Source organism: Streptococcus sp. HMSC065E03, from assembly GCF_001815045.1.
Classification (GTDB): Bacteria; Bacillota; Bacilli; order Lactobacillales; family Streptococcaceae; genus Streptococcus; species Streptococcus parasanguinis_AD.
This window is the reverse complement of sequence record NZ_KV818853.1, coordinates 12,177-26,397: the sequence shown is the minus strand read 5'-3', so window position 1 is coordinate 26,397 and position 14,221 is coordinate 12,177. Positions and strand designations below refer to the sequence as shown.

Sequence of the window (14,221 nt, the reverse complement as noted above, 5' to 3'; positions counted from 1 at the left end):
TTACTCCTCAAAATAATCACAAAGTAATTTCAAACCTGATTCAATATACTTAGGTTGTTTAAGGTTAAAGTCATCATCGGTTACAGATAAATATACAATTCCAGTAGAAAACTTTGATTTCCCATCAGATAATTTAGCTTGATACATATAAGACTTATCTGCTATTTCTGAAGATTCATCAATATCTCTAAAATATTTCTTCTTTGGATGAACAAATTGTAGAAGTTTAATAAGTGATTGTTTATTTTTATGGCTACCTTCACTGTTTTTAGCATTCGTTAAAACAATTGCTTCCTCAAAGCTAGTAGCATAGTACTCATTTATTTTACCTTGAGAGAACAGAGTGATGTTATTGTAATCAATAATTAATTCTTCATTGTTATTAAGCTTTTCGATTATCTTGTTATTAATCTCACCATATTTAGCTTCTTCATCTTTTAGCTCCTTTTTTATAAAATATTGCAGAGTACCGTTCGTACTCAAAGAGCTTACCGCAGTTGCAAATTTTTCTAAATCTGATATGTTTTGTGGAATCACATCAGGTTCATCATTATCTTTTATATCAACTTTCTTTTCATCTTCAGATCTTTTTAAATCCAAATCTGTAAAAATAACCGTTTTGATTTCTAACAAATCTAATAAACTAATAAACTGGTGAGCATAAGCTCCATCAATTCTATAAACTTTAATATGATGATTTTTCAATATTGGATGTTTATCAATTTCATATCTTAAATAGTTTTCTTCTGAAACACCCTCAACTAGAATGACTGCATCAGCAAAGAAAACATCTGATACCTCTAGCCTTAAGTATTTCTTGATATATTCATAAGCTTTTTTGTCAATATCTCTACCAGATACTATTGCGTCATCACTTATGTTTTTTATAATATTATTTGTACCTGCTTGACCTAGATAACTAATATTATTTAGAGTGTTTCCTGATTGAATCTTACTGTTTAAAATATGGGTTGAGTGAGTTGTGATGATAATTTGAAAGGTATCTAGTTGTTGTTTTTTACCTAGTAATGTCGCAATTGCTTTTGAAATATTTTTTATAAATAATTCTTGCATCTGTGGATGCATAAATGACTCTGGTTCTTCAATACAAAGAATATTTACTGAACCATTAATATCTTTCTCACTGTATAGCTCAATATAATCAACAATTTTTGCGATAATTACCATCAAATTTGTATACCCCATGCCAAACTGGCTCTCAGGTATGTTGTTATTTCCCTCTTGGTACTCATAAATAATGCTATTTGCAAAAATTTTCTCTAAATTTACATCTGGATGTAAATTCATCTTTAGATTCTTAGTTGATTCAATACTAGACACGGCACTTTGAAGAATATCCTTTATATTGGCATCAACCATCCCCTTTACTTGATAATTAATACCACCAACCAAACTATTAATCTCTTCAATATCATTATTTTTTATATAAGTTGAAACTATTCTATTGTAAGCTTGCGAAAGTGTCTTGTCATTTTTAACCGTATTCGCTTCTATTGTATCCACCTTTAACAATGAGGATAGAGAAAACTCTTTAGCTGGCTCCTCTCTTCCTATAGGGTAAAAATTTAATACAAAGTAATTACTGCTAAATAAAGCTAAAAATTGTCGATATTGAAGTTCTTTTTTATATGGTTCATCGTACTGTTGACTATCATTAAAATGGCTAGTCTTAATTTTAACCAGATCTTCTAAAAAAGCCACTTCATCCGCAACTTCATACTTAACATCGATAGTCACTTCAGCGATCTCTTGATTCTCTTGAGTTTCTACTGTTTTTATACCACTTACAACTAATATATCTTCGAAACTTGAAATCAAATCATTTCCATCATCAATTCCTAATATCAACCGAAACTCTAGTTTAGGAAAATGAGATCTATCAATACTTTTTATCTCTTCTTCAGATTTATTGTCAATATTTTCATGATACCAATCTGATAATATTTTTAAATTAAAATCGGTATGTTTAAAAACACTACGGCTGCCTGATTTACTATTTTGTAGTGTATTCAATAATTTAACAATTGTACTTTTACCAGAATTATTTTTACCTACAATTAATGACGAACTTTTTGATATATACTCTTCTGTTATATTTATTTTCTCTGTTTCATCTTCATCTCCTGGAATTTCTGGCCATTTGCTATGAGCGAAGTTAATTACCTGAACCTCTTCGCCATATTTTCTATAATTTTTTATTGATAAACTTTTTAAATACATAAAAATTCTCTCCTATTTTGGAGTTCTCATACTTAACTCCCTCAACCGTTCCTGCCCTATCTTCAACATCTCCTCCTCTACCTTACTCCATTTTCCGAAGAGGCATTCTTGTAAAACTTCTGCTGCTGAAATTTGATCTACTTGCGAATTATAAACGCACGATTGATCTCTTTGATAAATTTGAATTTGTCTAAAAAGCTGATCCTTTTCCAACTCCCGTAAATTATCAACCAAATGTTCTACAATTCCATCATGGTGTGCTTTAGGAGTTGCTCTGGCTTGACTAGGATTTATAGCATAGAGCTCTTCATAACGTATCAAAGTGCTGAGATAGGACAATTCAGGCTTGGTCGCAATCAGTGCTAGTGAGACTTGGTAACCTCTAGTTGTCAATAATTGTGCCGTTTTTCGAGGAACTTCTGTTGTTCTCAAGGTGCCCTCGATTAACAAATGATAACCTTGTTTACTCAATTCATCTACGAGATATTCAACCATCCGACCCGCAAATACTTTAGTATAATCCACACTATCTTTTCCATACTTTTCCTGTAGGCCAAGGTAGTTCGGATGAAAAGAGCGATAACTATCTCCATCAATGATAATGAGATTCCCTTGAAATTCCCTTTGTTTCACACGATGAATCGTTGTTTTCCCAGCACCACTCTGTCCACCTAGCAAGATAGCCTTGGGCTGAGACGAAGTTGTTTTACCACGAGTTAAAGAACGAACGAGTCGTTTGGAGGCTCGTTCAAAATCACCTTGACTAAATTCTTCTAGTTTCATTAAGCCACCACCAGATGAGTAGCTTGTTCTAGCATACGTTCAATGCCATCCAAATAGCCATTAAACCGCTCTATATCCTCAAAACTTGCAACAAGATAAATCCTCGTGTTCAGCAAATCAGACAAATCATCGCTCATTAGAACCCAAGGATTAGAAGTATCATCAAATGCAATTCCTTGTTCATCTTGAAAACGATAAAGTTGTGCTAAGATATTCGCCCCTCGTTCTTTAATCACTTCAATTTTCAGAGTTAACTGATAATCTTCTACTGGTGTGAGCAGCTTTTCCTCTCCTACGATATCGATATAGGAAACATTAAATTTCTGGCAGATACGGTCTATTAATTCTGTCGAAACTGAACTTGTTCCATTTTCATAACGACTCAAGCTATTTCGAGAGATACCAACAATCTTTGCGAACTCAGGCTGGGTTAGATCATGTGTTTTACGTAACGCTTTAATATTTTCTCCGATCATGAGAGCCCTCCTTTTATTTATTTCTATTATAGCACAAAAAAGATGAACGCACCATTTTTGGTGCGTTGTTGCTAATGGATAGAATACCACATATTTAGTTATTGAAGAAAAAGTACTATGAGGCTGTTCAAAAAGTCTTTAAGAATATAAAAAAGTAAAAAAACTACAATCGAAAACATATTGGAGATATGAATCTATGGTATACTAGTGATAATAAATAGTTATCGCTAGGAGAACATTGTATGAAAATTCTATTCTTAGCCCAATTTGCACCTAATCATGATTTTTATATCGAACCACAGAATGATATGGAAGTTTTCTATGCTGAAACTTACCATCATAAGATTTATGAAGTATTATCCAAAACAGGCCATAAGATAATCACATCAAATAATGTTGACTATCTAATTAAAAACTATGAAGAAATTGATTTGGTATGGTCATTTTACAATAGGATTGGATTCAGAAATTCAGAGATTTTTGTACAATCATTGTGTGAATATTTAAAAATACCATATATTGGAGCAGCACCTAATGTCAGAGCTTTGGTAGAAGACAAGAATTTATCAAAAAATCTGGCTGAGCATTTGGGAATAAATACTGCAAATTGGCAAATTGGTAACATAGAGTTTCCATTGGTAGAACATCCACCATTTTCTGGCCCTTATTTCATAAAACCACGATTTGGTAGTGGTTCAGAAGGTATTGATGAATCATGCTATTGTGAAACATGGAAAGAAGTTAAAGAAAAAGAGAAAGAATTTTATCTCAAGCAAACTGAAATAATTGTTGAAGAATTTATTGATGGAAGATTGTATGGTGTTCCATTCATTAAGGGGGTCAATGGTGAAATTATTATAGGAACTCCGCATTTTTCAACTTCAGATAAAAAAGGAAACATTATCAGTACAAGTCAAAAACGAAGAACTGAAGCAGGTCTGAAAACAGAAATAAGTAAGGATGAAGAATTAAACAAGGAATTGTTTACTTTATCAATGAAATATTTCCAAAGTATGCAACCATCTGACTATGGAAGAATAGACTTTATTATAGGGACAGATAGAAAACCATACTTTTTAGAAGTAAATACTATGATGAACCTTGGTATTCATAGTGGCTCTGTGCTAAGCTTCTTAAACAGTGGTTTTGAGACTTATGAAGATATTATTCTCACTCTATTACAAATTGGTATAGAACGAGTAAAACATCCAATAAAGTAAAAAAATACCAGTTTACCCCCACAGTTGATTTGGTTGTAAACTGGTTATCTTTATTTAATAGCATAATTTTTCAGGAAACAACAGTTTTACATCATAATATCTATAAAAAAGATAACCTGGGCAAAATAATTTTTTCCAGTCCGAATCAGTATATTTTTGACCATCCTCAATTTTTTGTAAATAGTGAAAGGCTAGCTCCTCAACATAATGATCATCGTTTCTAAATGGACTTGTATCTAGAGTATCCAGATATTCAGAAATATCTACATCGTTCATATAGAAGTAGAGAAGTTGATTAATCTCAAAAAATCGCTTGGTTTGATAAACAGGAGAATTATCTACCAGAGATTTAACTTGAGAAAATAATTTATTTGCTTCTAAAGATGAAACTTTAGCTAAGTAGAGTGTTAGATTGATCCTAGAGTAAATAAAGGGAGTCTCCGAACCAGTTTCATCTTCTGATATCATATTGAAGTATAGTGTAGGATTTTGATTTGTAAAATTCATTAAATATAAGGAAAAGTTATTATATAAATATTCATATCTACTATCCTTTAGCAATAGTATTTGCTGTATTTCAGTTTCTAAATTTTGCAACTCTTCTCTAGCATTTTCTATTGTACTAAATTTCATTAAGAAGCAAATATAATTCGATAATGTTCGATTATAATTAATATCGTCTGTTCCTTTGAAAATCTCTAAAATATTCTTATAGGCTATCATCCCCTCTTCAAAAGGAAGATAAAATGCAATATTTCGTAATAAGTAAGGATAATATTTAGAACCGACAAAGTTTTTATAGAAAAATTTTCCTGTTCCATTAAGTATTTCTCGATACCCAGTGGAATTATTCCTGTTAATATAAGCAACGAATAAGTTTGACAATACTAAGCATTGCTCATCTTTGTCTACTGAAGTCTCTAATAGATGTTGTAAAAGGTCAAGGTGGTCTGACGACCGCAATCGCTCTTTGACTAAAGCTTGTAGTAGCAGATAACTTCTTTCATTACTATATTGCGGATATTTTTGAAGTAGGTGAAAAACTTCATTGAAATAGAAACGATTATACAGTAGTCGACCAATTGTTAAGAGCTCAGTTAAATTATCTAATTCACAAGAAACTAATTGTAACAAATAATCAGTATCTATTTCATCTCTCTGAAGTTTTAGGAGACCTAATAGAAAATATTTTTTCTTTGATAATTGCTTATTGGTATAACTAATTCCATATTTACAAAGTTCTACAGATAACTCTTCTGTTTCGGAGATTACATCAACAAGCGTATTTATAAGCAATGTTTCTTCAATTTTGTTTTGTGTATAGGAAAAACCGGTATTAGCTAAAATTATCCTCCCTGAATCTAAATATTCTATAAATCCATCCTGTGATAGTTTACGAATTAATTCCGAAACGTCAGAGTTCTCTTCATTTAGAGTTAATGTTTTTTGGAGATAAGTCCGATAAACTTTATCTAAGAATTTTAATGACAAGGGACACCTTAATTGTGTTAGAGAACCTAAAACGATTTGTTCAAAGATAGTCAATTCACGCTCGAAATCATATTTCTTTATGCATGACATAATAGCATGTATGCTAAAATTTGAAGCTGATATTTTAGACAAACTCTTTTCATCTAATTCGGCTTGATAGCTCTCGAAAAAATGGTATGTTTCTTGATTATCTGGGCGTAAAAATTTCTGTTTCCACGTATATGGATTAGTAATTTCAGATTTTGAAAGGAACTTAATAACTTCATTTTTGTCTTTATTTGGTACCGCGACTATTAAGTCAACTTTATGCTGTATAAGTATTTTTAGGAAATCAATATTTCTCTCATCTAATTCTTCTATGATAAGAGCAACTCTTGGATTAATCTTATTTAGGTATTCAATAAGAGCTCGTTCGAGCTTATAGTCTTCATAATGTATCGCATCTACGCTAAGTGTACTATCAATACAATCAATAATATTTACAATTGTAGAACCTATATTGGGAATAAAAGGGATGCAATCAAGTGGATATACCATTGTCTTGAGTATCGTCAAAATAACTTCTCGTTTAGGATACTTTGATATTTTTTTCTCAACTTCTTCAATAGTGATAGCATTAAAAATCTGTCTGAAAATTTGTTTTGCAATATTTTCACTACCACTAATATAAAAACTTGTTAATTCCTGGCTATTAAAAAACTCGGTTGTATATTTTAAAAAGTAACTTAGTCCGCTCTCATCATCAGACTGGAGTAAAATAATTCTCTTATCTACATTATTTAGAAGGTCTTCCGGAGTAATTTTTCGATTTACGTAGACTTCATTCATATGCAAATTCTCCTTCTCCTAGCGATAACTATTTATTATCACTATACAAAGCATTCAAATAAGTATATAATAGCATGATTATTGATAAAGGAGTTATTCATGGATTATAAACATATTTCTACTTTCTTAGACTACTGCAAAACCCATAGACGCTTGAGTTCACATACGATTCGAGCTTACAAAAATGATCTTTTGCAATTTTACAATTCAAATTACAGCAGTGTGGAAACCTATGTTGAACATTTGACGAAATCCAATATTAAATCTAATACATTACGTCGCAAAATTGCTAGTTTGAAGGTGTTTTACAGCTACTTAAAATATCATAATTTAGTTGATGAGAATCCTTTTAATCAATTACGTTATCAATTTAGAACGGAAAAAATATTACCTAAAACGATTCCTTATGATATTTTGAAAAGTATTTTTTTACATCTAGAACAGAAAATTACCTATTCAAAAACTAAATATCAAAAACAAAAAGCTGAAAGAAATTTGCTAATCATTTCCCTATTGCTTTCAACTGGTATTAGGATTTCCGAACTTTGTCATATTCATCTTAAAAATATTAATCTTTCAAATAGGACTCTCCATATTATGGGAAAAGGTAAGAAAGAACGTATCCTATTTTTAGGAGATCAAATAACATTTAGCTTACTAGAAACATATATAAATAACTACTGTTTTCAACCCAGTAACTACCTATTCTCTGGAAAATATTCTTTCAAACCATTGTCAGAGCAAAGTGTACGTTTAATTCTAAATACCCTTATTAAACAACATAACTTAACTACACCTATTACCCCCCATATGTTTAGACATAGTTTCGCAACAATGCTTCTAGATAGTGATGTAGATATTCGATACATTCAACAAATTCTTGGACATAGTTCTATCTCAGTCACACAAATCTATACTCATGTATCTCAGTCAAAGCAAAAAGAAATTCTAACTCTGTGTAATCCCATTGCTTCGATTCATTCACAGTCAAAAAAATAGGGCTACCTTCATAGAGGTAACCCTATCCTGAATAGTCAAGTCCAGTATCGTCACGGGCTTTGCCGTTATAGACAAAGGGATTCCCTGTTGTGTCTGTACTTGCCTTGCTTGCCCCATAGAGATGATATCGACTGATCCTTGGCTCATTGTCAACTGTAGTGGGTTGATATAAAGTTACAATCTGGAGAGGACTAAATCGGTTCTCTCCTTTTTAATGTTCAAAGTGATGAGAATTATTCCTATAACCGTCAATTTCTTGTAAACCTTTTCATTTTTTTGTATAATATATTTGAAAAAGGGTGACATAAAGTAGTAATACCCAATTTGTAAAATTAATAAGATGCGCAAGTTTTAATTAATTTGGGCATTTTTGATTACTCCAAAGGGCTGCCATCCGATATTGACTTCATTGACATGAAGGTGTTCATTATACTAAAAAAGCAAAGACGAGGTAATTACTTCGTCTTTGCTTTTTTACGATTTTCCACTATACATATAGTAGAATACTTTTCCTGATAAAATTCTTTTTCTTATATTTTAGTGAACTCCATGCTGAATCACTGAGTCAAACAAGTTCTAAAATCTTGAAATTCTAACAAATGCCACGTAACCTCATCGTCATCTAAGACTGTCACAGTCTCGCCTTTAAAACAATGTGGGATAGGGACAGTTTTCTTTTGAAATGGATGTAAAACAACCATATCTTCTAATTTATTGTTGAAAATTATATGCAGACAAAGGATGTCATCAATATGATTTTCAACCACTAGATAAGTTTATAACTCTAGATGATTGTACAAACTTGGCGGTTGTGTCATATAGTATTCAAAATTTTTCATCCTTAAACTTCCACTTCCTTCATTGTTCTATAGACTAAAATGATTATCTCAGTTGTAAGTGAGTAGACTAATTTACAAAAGCTGATTTCAACGAGACAATTCGATCACATTGTTTCGCATGGTCTAAATTATGTGTGACGATTAGAATTGTTTTTCCAAACTGATCTCTCAACGACCGAATTAAGTCAAATGATTTTTGAGCCATATCAGGATCCAATGAACCTGTTGGTTCATCTGCCAAGATGATATCACCTGGTTTTAGAATAGCTCTCACGATGGCGATTCTCTGCTGCTCACCTCCAGATAATTCATTGACCTTGCTATCTAGTCTATTTTCCAAACCAACAAACCGCAAGGTTTCTTTAATCTTTTTCTCCTTCTCTTCCTTAGAGAAATTAGTAAAATTCATAGCAAGCATGAGATTATCTTTTACACTGGATGTAGAGATGAGTGCATTTGATTGAAATAGATAGTTGATAACATTCTTTCGATAGTTAACCGCAGAACGCGAATTCACTTTTGGTAAGATCTTCCCGTTGATTAAAATCTTACCACTATCAATATTATCCAAAAGGCCAATCATATTAAGTAACGTAGATTTTCCAGAACCAGATGGCCCTACTAAAGCTACAAATTCATTTTCCTCAACATCAAAACTTAAGTCTTTTAAAATCTCACGTGACCCAAATTTTTTTGACACATTTTGTACGGAAATCATAGACATTAAATCACCCCTTAAACGATTGTATGAGACTTTCTACTTCTTTACGGAATAGATTGAAGTAAAGAAGTAATAATTGGAAAGCAAATGTAACTAGTGTTAAAACTATTCCCAACTTAGAACCTAGTAAGATAGAAACAAGTAGTTCTATCGCAGAAACACCAACGACAAGAGAAAGAACACCGCTATACCTCTTCCAAGGAGAAAAGCCCATGAAGTATTGTACATACAGTTTTTCTTCGAAAAGCAAGCGATAAATCAAGACAAAACTCCAAAAGATAGCCATCATAGTAAAGACAATAATAGCAATGATACTTCCAAATAGGTAGAAAGTATAGCCGAGATCTTTCTGAAGTCCATTGATATAATTCTTAACCGTTGTAAATTTCAGTGCATTGTCTGATAAATCAGGGAACTCATTTTCTAAAATTGATTTTACCTGATTCATTGTTTCCTTATCACGAACTTTCAAAATTCCGTCATATCCACTCACAGATAGGTTTGCTGATTCCATGAAGTACAAGTTTTCAGGAGCTGCTACAAAAATAACAGGTTCTTCACTAGTTACACCTCGATCGATTGATCTTGACCAAGTAAAAATGGACTTAGATGGCTGATAGGTTCTAAATAAAAATCTTGGATTTTCTGTAAACTTAGTCCCTATATCCCCTGGTTTTACTCGAACAACTTCTTGTAAATAAGCCTTCATGGTTTCAACATCCGCTGAACCTAGAGTATCAGGAATAAGGTACAATCTGGCACCATTACGTATTTCGGATAATTCTTCATTACTTAACTCAACTCCTAGTTCAGATAAGTAATTATAAGAATAGGTTAAATACCAAAATGGTTTTTTAGGAACATTTTGATACGTACCATAGATTGTATCAAGGTATTCTTGCCCGAGATATTCTCCCTGAGCAATATAAACACCTGGAATCTCTGAAATTCGTTGGTAAAAGTGATACATGCTGCTTTCTAATGAATTTGTATTACCAGAGTAGGTTCCTATATCATCCCCTTCTACAAAATCCGAAATAACATACATATTTTCGACACTTTTCCACTCCCTAGCTACTTTGACATTATCAATGAACTGATTCATTGGCGCATCTAAGGAATGACTAACTGCTATTAATAAACCAGCTACTAAAGTATAGAATAACAAACTGGTTGCCATTAATGGTTTCATTGGTAACCGTTTATGAATTGCAGCTAATGGAGAAACCAAATAAACAACAATACTTGGAATAATTAATGTTAGCAATAGTAACAAGATTGAAAGACTTGTACCCGCAAAGACTAACACAAATGATGATAATCCAAAACTAGCCCAACCTGACAAAAACCAAGTTGCTAGTGCGGAAACAGGTGCAATATAAATAGAAAACAGAAGAGAATCCTTGAAGAGGGCAGACCACAACTCCTTCCTATCCCATCCAAGTAGTATCAATGTCCCAAAATGTTTAAAGGATTGTAAAACACATATTAGGAAAAGAACAAGAAGAACCATAGCATTTACTGCAATACTAGCAGCTAAAACGATTGGCACAATTCCCTCAACAGTATTACTGCCAAAACTCTCTCTAATCAAGTCTTCAACAGAAATCCCAGTAATGGATGAGAGATTTGATAAAAACGTTTCTCTTGAGAGGTTGTCCTGAAGACCATTGATATGATATATCCCGTTTATTGTATTTGTTTCTTGAAAAATATGGTCTAACCGATTAATAACAACAGGGGTTGTAAATAACAAGCTCGGTAATTCATAGAGCATATTATCAGTTCCCTTATCAAGTCCAATAGTCAAGTTATTGTCACTATGGGATAATAAATCTGAAATTTGTTGGCGTGATAAAATTATTTTACCACCGTTTGTAAAATCTGAAAAACCTTCAGGATTGCCAAGAACATCTAAATATATTCTATTTATTGAACCATCCCTACTACTATTTGTAGTACGTTTCGTCCAAATAGACAAGTCACTTTGTTCCAAAAAGTATTGGTATACACTTTGCGACTGTTCTTCAGATAATCTTTGAAGATAAACTGTAACTGTCCTAGAATTACGGTTATAACTTTGCCATGCCTCCTCATACTGAACACCTGTAAAAAAAATTGCCATCAGAGCAAGTAGTACGCTCTGAATGGCAATCAAAAACAGGATTAAGTACTTCATTTTACCTAATAACATGTTTTTGTATGTCATAGGCGCTTACCTACAATTCCAGTAACATTGTGCTGTACCACTTCCAATATATCTAGATGCACGTGCTTCAATTCCTGGCCGTTTCCAACCTGAGAAACCTCCGTTAGCACTTGCTGCGTGTTCATACACACCAGATTGAACGTGTGAGTAACTCCAAAGTCCTACTGTACGACCATAGTTCCAATAAACGGCAGAACCTTTATAATAAACTGTTGCGGCAGAAGCGATTGAACCACCTGCACCAGCTAGGGTAAGAGCAAGTAACGATGTTGAAATAATCTTCTTAATTCTTTTCTTCATAACATAGTCTCCATTTCATTTTTGACTAAAACTAACAATTACAACTCTTTTTTAGTAACTTATGACAACTTAGTACATTGGCAACTATCCTTTCTTTGAACTGGTAATACTACCAGCTTATTCATAAAATTTTACAATTCATATTTTAAAATTTTACAGAATATAATTCTCCAGGATCAAAGCCTAAAGGGGCGGGAGCGGGATTTATCGATGGTTTACCAACAATAACTAATAAACCCGCTAATAAAACTGCGACAACAAACTTTTTAGTTGCTTTCTTCATATCTTGCAACCCCTTTCATATTCCTTGATTGTATTCTATCACGCAGAAAATTATTTGTCAATTGTATTTATAAAGATTTTTTTATTTTATTTTTTTATTATGAATATGTTTATTTTAACCGTAGAAATAACTCGTTTCATGAGAGATGTTATAATAAATGCATATAAAAAACAACACAGTAAAGACTGAGTTGTCTATAACAATTATGCTGGGAATGTTTCATTGATAAAACGCTCAAGGTCTAAAGCCATCTTATCATTTCCCTCTAGCAGGTATGCACGCTGCGCTGTTACAAAGTACTGTTTAACGGCATCTTTATGGGCAAAACCTTCACTAACATTCCCAAGTAAACAGTAAAGATTAGCTAAACAGTAGAAACTATTATTTTTGAGACAAATACCAATCGTTTCAAAAGTCTCACTTATCGCTCTCTCTGTTTGCTGGTTTAACCATAGATACCGACAAAAGTTATACCGACATTTAATCAGAATTTCAAGTTCATCAATTGTCCGAACCTTAACACTCTTAAAAAGATTGGTCATGCGATTATAGACTTCTTCAAATTTTGAGAGTTCATCCGTCTGAAAGTAAAAGTGTAATAAACTATTTGAGATATTCAAATATTCCCAATCATATTCGCTATATTTTGACAAAATAGCTTCTAATTTTTTGATCGCTTCATTCTGTTTAAGGTCATGGTTAAACAACACAATAGCCTCTATCCACTGAAGGTATAACTGATCGGAGAGAGGGAGTTTTACTGTCTTCGCAGCTTCTAACTCATAGATATATTTTAGTGAATCATAATCTCGTAAGTCTAAGAATTTCTTAGATACAGCACGAAATTGAGTCAAAAACTCCGATTCGACATGGATATCCTCGTCAAAAAAGTAGTCCATTGATACATTTAGCTTTTTTGCAAGGGCATATATTAAGTCTGAGCCAGGACTATAGTCTGCATCTCGCTCAATTTTACTGATTTGGGCCTGTTCACAGATACCAGCAGCCAATTCAACCTGAGACAAATTCAGTTCTTTTCTCCGACTACGCATTCGGCTCGCCAATAGTTTCCCCATATGGCCACCTCTATTCTATGTAATATTTATCTTTATATCACAAATTATAACATTATGACTTTTATTTTTCAATTATTCATACTCACCTAAAATCAAAAACTAATCCAACTTCTATGAACAATAGTACTGTCCAATGCAAGCTCCTAATCACTTCTTGCAACTTATCAATGACTTCATTGAGAGTTTTAAACATCTTGTTCTTGAACCCTCGCTTCCGAATCTCTGCCCAGACTTGCTCAAGAGGTAAATTCTTATCCCCAAATTCATGGAATTTCATATTTCAACTCCTTACTGTAGGACTTTCACTAGCTACATCCCTAGTTTGATGTTATTGTACTGATATTTTTAGACAGAGTTTTTATTATCCAACCTACAAAAAAGAGAGAACTTGCCACTCCTTTCTGAAACCTATACCTCCACCTATTTCTCCAGTTTTATCACCTTATCATAGCGCTTCAAGTCCTCTTCACTATAGTGATGAATCACTTCTACGAGTGTTTGAGGGAGCGAGAAGAGAAGTTGACTGATTTTCTCTTGATTTTTAAGGTCCAGATTGGCTTTGACTTCATCAGCTAGGATAAATTGGCGATTGTGATAGAGAGCACGTGCAATTTCTAACCGCTGCTTCTCACCGCCCGACAGAGTCTGGTTACTAGGGGTTTTGCTTTGAAGAGCTTTCAAACCAGTTTGTCGCAGGATTTCATCCATCTTTACGGAATCCAGTTCTTGTCCCAAAGCAATATTTTCCTCTAGGC

12 protein-coding genes and 1 pseudogene are annotated in these 14,221 nt (G+C 32.9%); 2 read left to right on the top strand and 11 right to left on the bottom strand.

Annotation, left to right across the window (positions count from 1 at the left end; translation table 11 throughout):
* From HMPREF3002_RS06760 to pezA, 3 genes are read right to left on the bottom strand one after another with little or no spacing between them, the layout of a single operon-like run.
* A complete protein-coding gene (locus tag HMPREF3002_RS06760) occupies window positions 1-2,241 on the bottom strand; it encodes an AAA family ATPase (RefSeq protein WP_049492941.1) in 2,241 nt (746 codons plus the stop codon).
* 12 nt (window positions 2,242-2,253) lie between these two features.
* Window positions 2,254-3,024 carry a type II toxin-antitoxin system toxin PezT gene (gene pezT, locus HMPREF3002_RS06755; protein WP_049492945.1) on the bottom strand — a complete coding sequence of 257 codons (771 nt, stop codon included), beginning with the start codon at window positions 3,022-3,024 and terminating at the stop codon, window positions 2,254-2,256.
* Window positions 3,024-3,500 (bottom strand): type II toxin-antitoxin system antitoxin PezA, encoded by a 477-nt coding sequence (gene pezA / locus HMPREF3002_RS06750; protein WP_049492949.1) that lies wholly within the window; start codon window positions 3,498-3,500, stop codon window positions 3,024-3,026. The genes pezT and pezA overlap by 1 nt, the downstream gene beginning before the upstream one ends.
* A 242-nt stretch (window positions 3,501-3,742) precedes the next feature.
* Here pezA and HMPREF3002_RS06745 point away from each other — a divergent pair, with 242 nt between their 5' ends.
* On the top strand, window positions 3,743-4,720 hold the full coding sequence (locus HMPREF3002_RS06745) for an ATP-grasp domain-containing protein (protein WP_021154572.1): 978 nt from the start codon (window positions 3,743-3,745) through the stop codon (window positions 4,718-4,720).
* A 54-nt stretch (window positions 4,721-4,774) separates the two neighbouring features.
* Here HMPREF3002_RS06745 and HMPREF3002_RS06740 read toward each other — a convergent pair whose 3' ends face one another.
* Window positions 4,775-7,039, bottom strand: coding sequence for a hypothetical protein (locus HMPREF3002_RS06740; protein WP_049492952.1), 2,265 nt, complete (start codon window positions 7,037-7,039; stop codon window positions 4,775-4,777).
* 99 nt (window positions 7,040-7,138) lie between these two features.
* Here HMPREF3002_RS06740 and HMPREF3002_RS06735 point away from each other — a divergent pair, with 99 nt between their 5' ends.
* Window positions 7,139-8,038: a tyrosine-type recombinase/integrase gene (locus HMPREF3002_RS06735; protein ID WP_049492955.1), complete on the top strand. Its 900-nt coding sequence runs from the start codon at window positions 7,139-7,141 to the stop codon at window positions 8,036-8,038.
* Between the two features lie 906 nt (window positions 8,039-8,944).
* On the opposite strand, the gene HMPREF3002_RS06730 is transcribed toward HMPREF3002_RS06735, so the two are convergent.
* The 7 genes and pseudogenes from HMPREF3002_RS06730 to HMPREF3002_RS06705 form a co-directional block, all read right to left on the bottom strand.
* Window positions 8,945-9,601 carry an ABC transporter ATP-binding protein gene (locus tag HMPREF3002_RS06730; RefSeq protein WP_049492958.1) on the bottom strand — a complete coding sequence of 219 codons (657 nt, stop codon included), beginning with the start codon at window positions 9,599-9,601 and terminating at the stop codon, window positions 8,945-8,947.
* Window positions 9,602-9,605: 4 nt separating this feature from the next.
* Window positions 9,606-11,807: an ABC transporter permease gene (locus HMPREF3002_RS06725; RefSeq protein WP_023919384.1), complete on the bottom strand. Its 2,202-nt coding sequence runs from the start codon at window positions 11,805-11,807 to the stop codon at window positions 9,606-9,608.
* A 6-nt stretch (window positions 11,808-11,813) separates the two neighbouring features.
* Window positions 11,814-12,107 carry a hypothetical protein gene (locus HMPREF3002_RS06720; RefSeq protein ID WP_023919386.1) on the bottom strand — a complete coding sequence of 98 codons (294 nt, stop codon included), beginning with the start codon at window positions 12,105-12,107 and terminating at the stop codon, window positions 11,814-11,816.
* A 145-nt stretch (window positions 12,108-12,252) separates the two neighbouring features.
* Window positions 12,253-12,390 (bottom strand): hypothetical protein, encoded by a 138-nt coding sequence (locus HMPREF3002_RS11195; RefSeq protein ID WP_155167719.1) that lies wholly within the window; start codon window positions 12,388-12,390, stop codon window positions 12,253-12,255.
* A 203-nt stretch (window positions 12,391-12,593) separates the two neighbouring features.
* Window positions 12,594-13,466: a helix-turn-helix domain-containing protein gene (locus HMPREF3002_RS06715; protein WP_023919388.1), complete on the bottom strand. Its 873-nt coding sequence runs from the start codon at window positions 13,464-13,466 to the stop codon at window positions 12,594-12,596.
* Window positions 13,467-13,558: 92 nt separating this feature from the next.
* A pseudogene (locus tag HMPREF3002_RS06710) lies at window positions 13,559-13,710 on the bottom strand (IS630 family transposase); the annotation flags it as partial.
* Between the two features lie 176 nt (window positions 13,711-13,886).
* Window positions 13,887-14,221, bottom strand: a 335-nt coding sequence (locus tag HMPREF3002_RS06705) for an ATP-binding cassette domain-containing protein (protein ID WP_141754508.1), incomplete at its 5' end; no start/stop codon positions are given.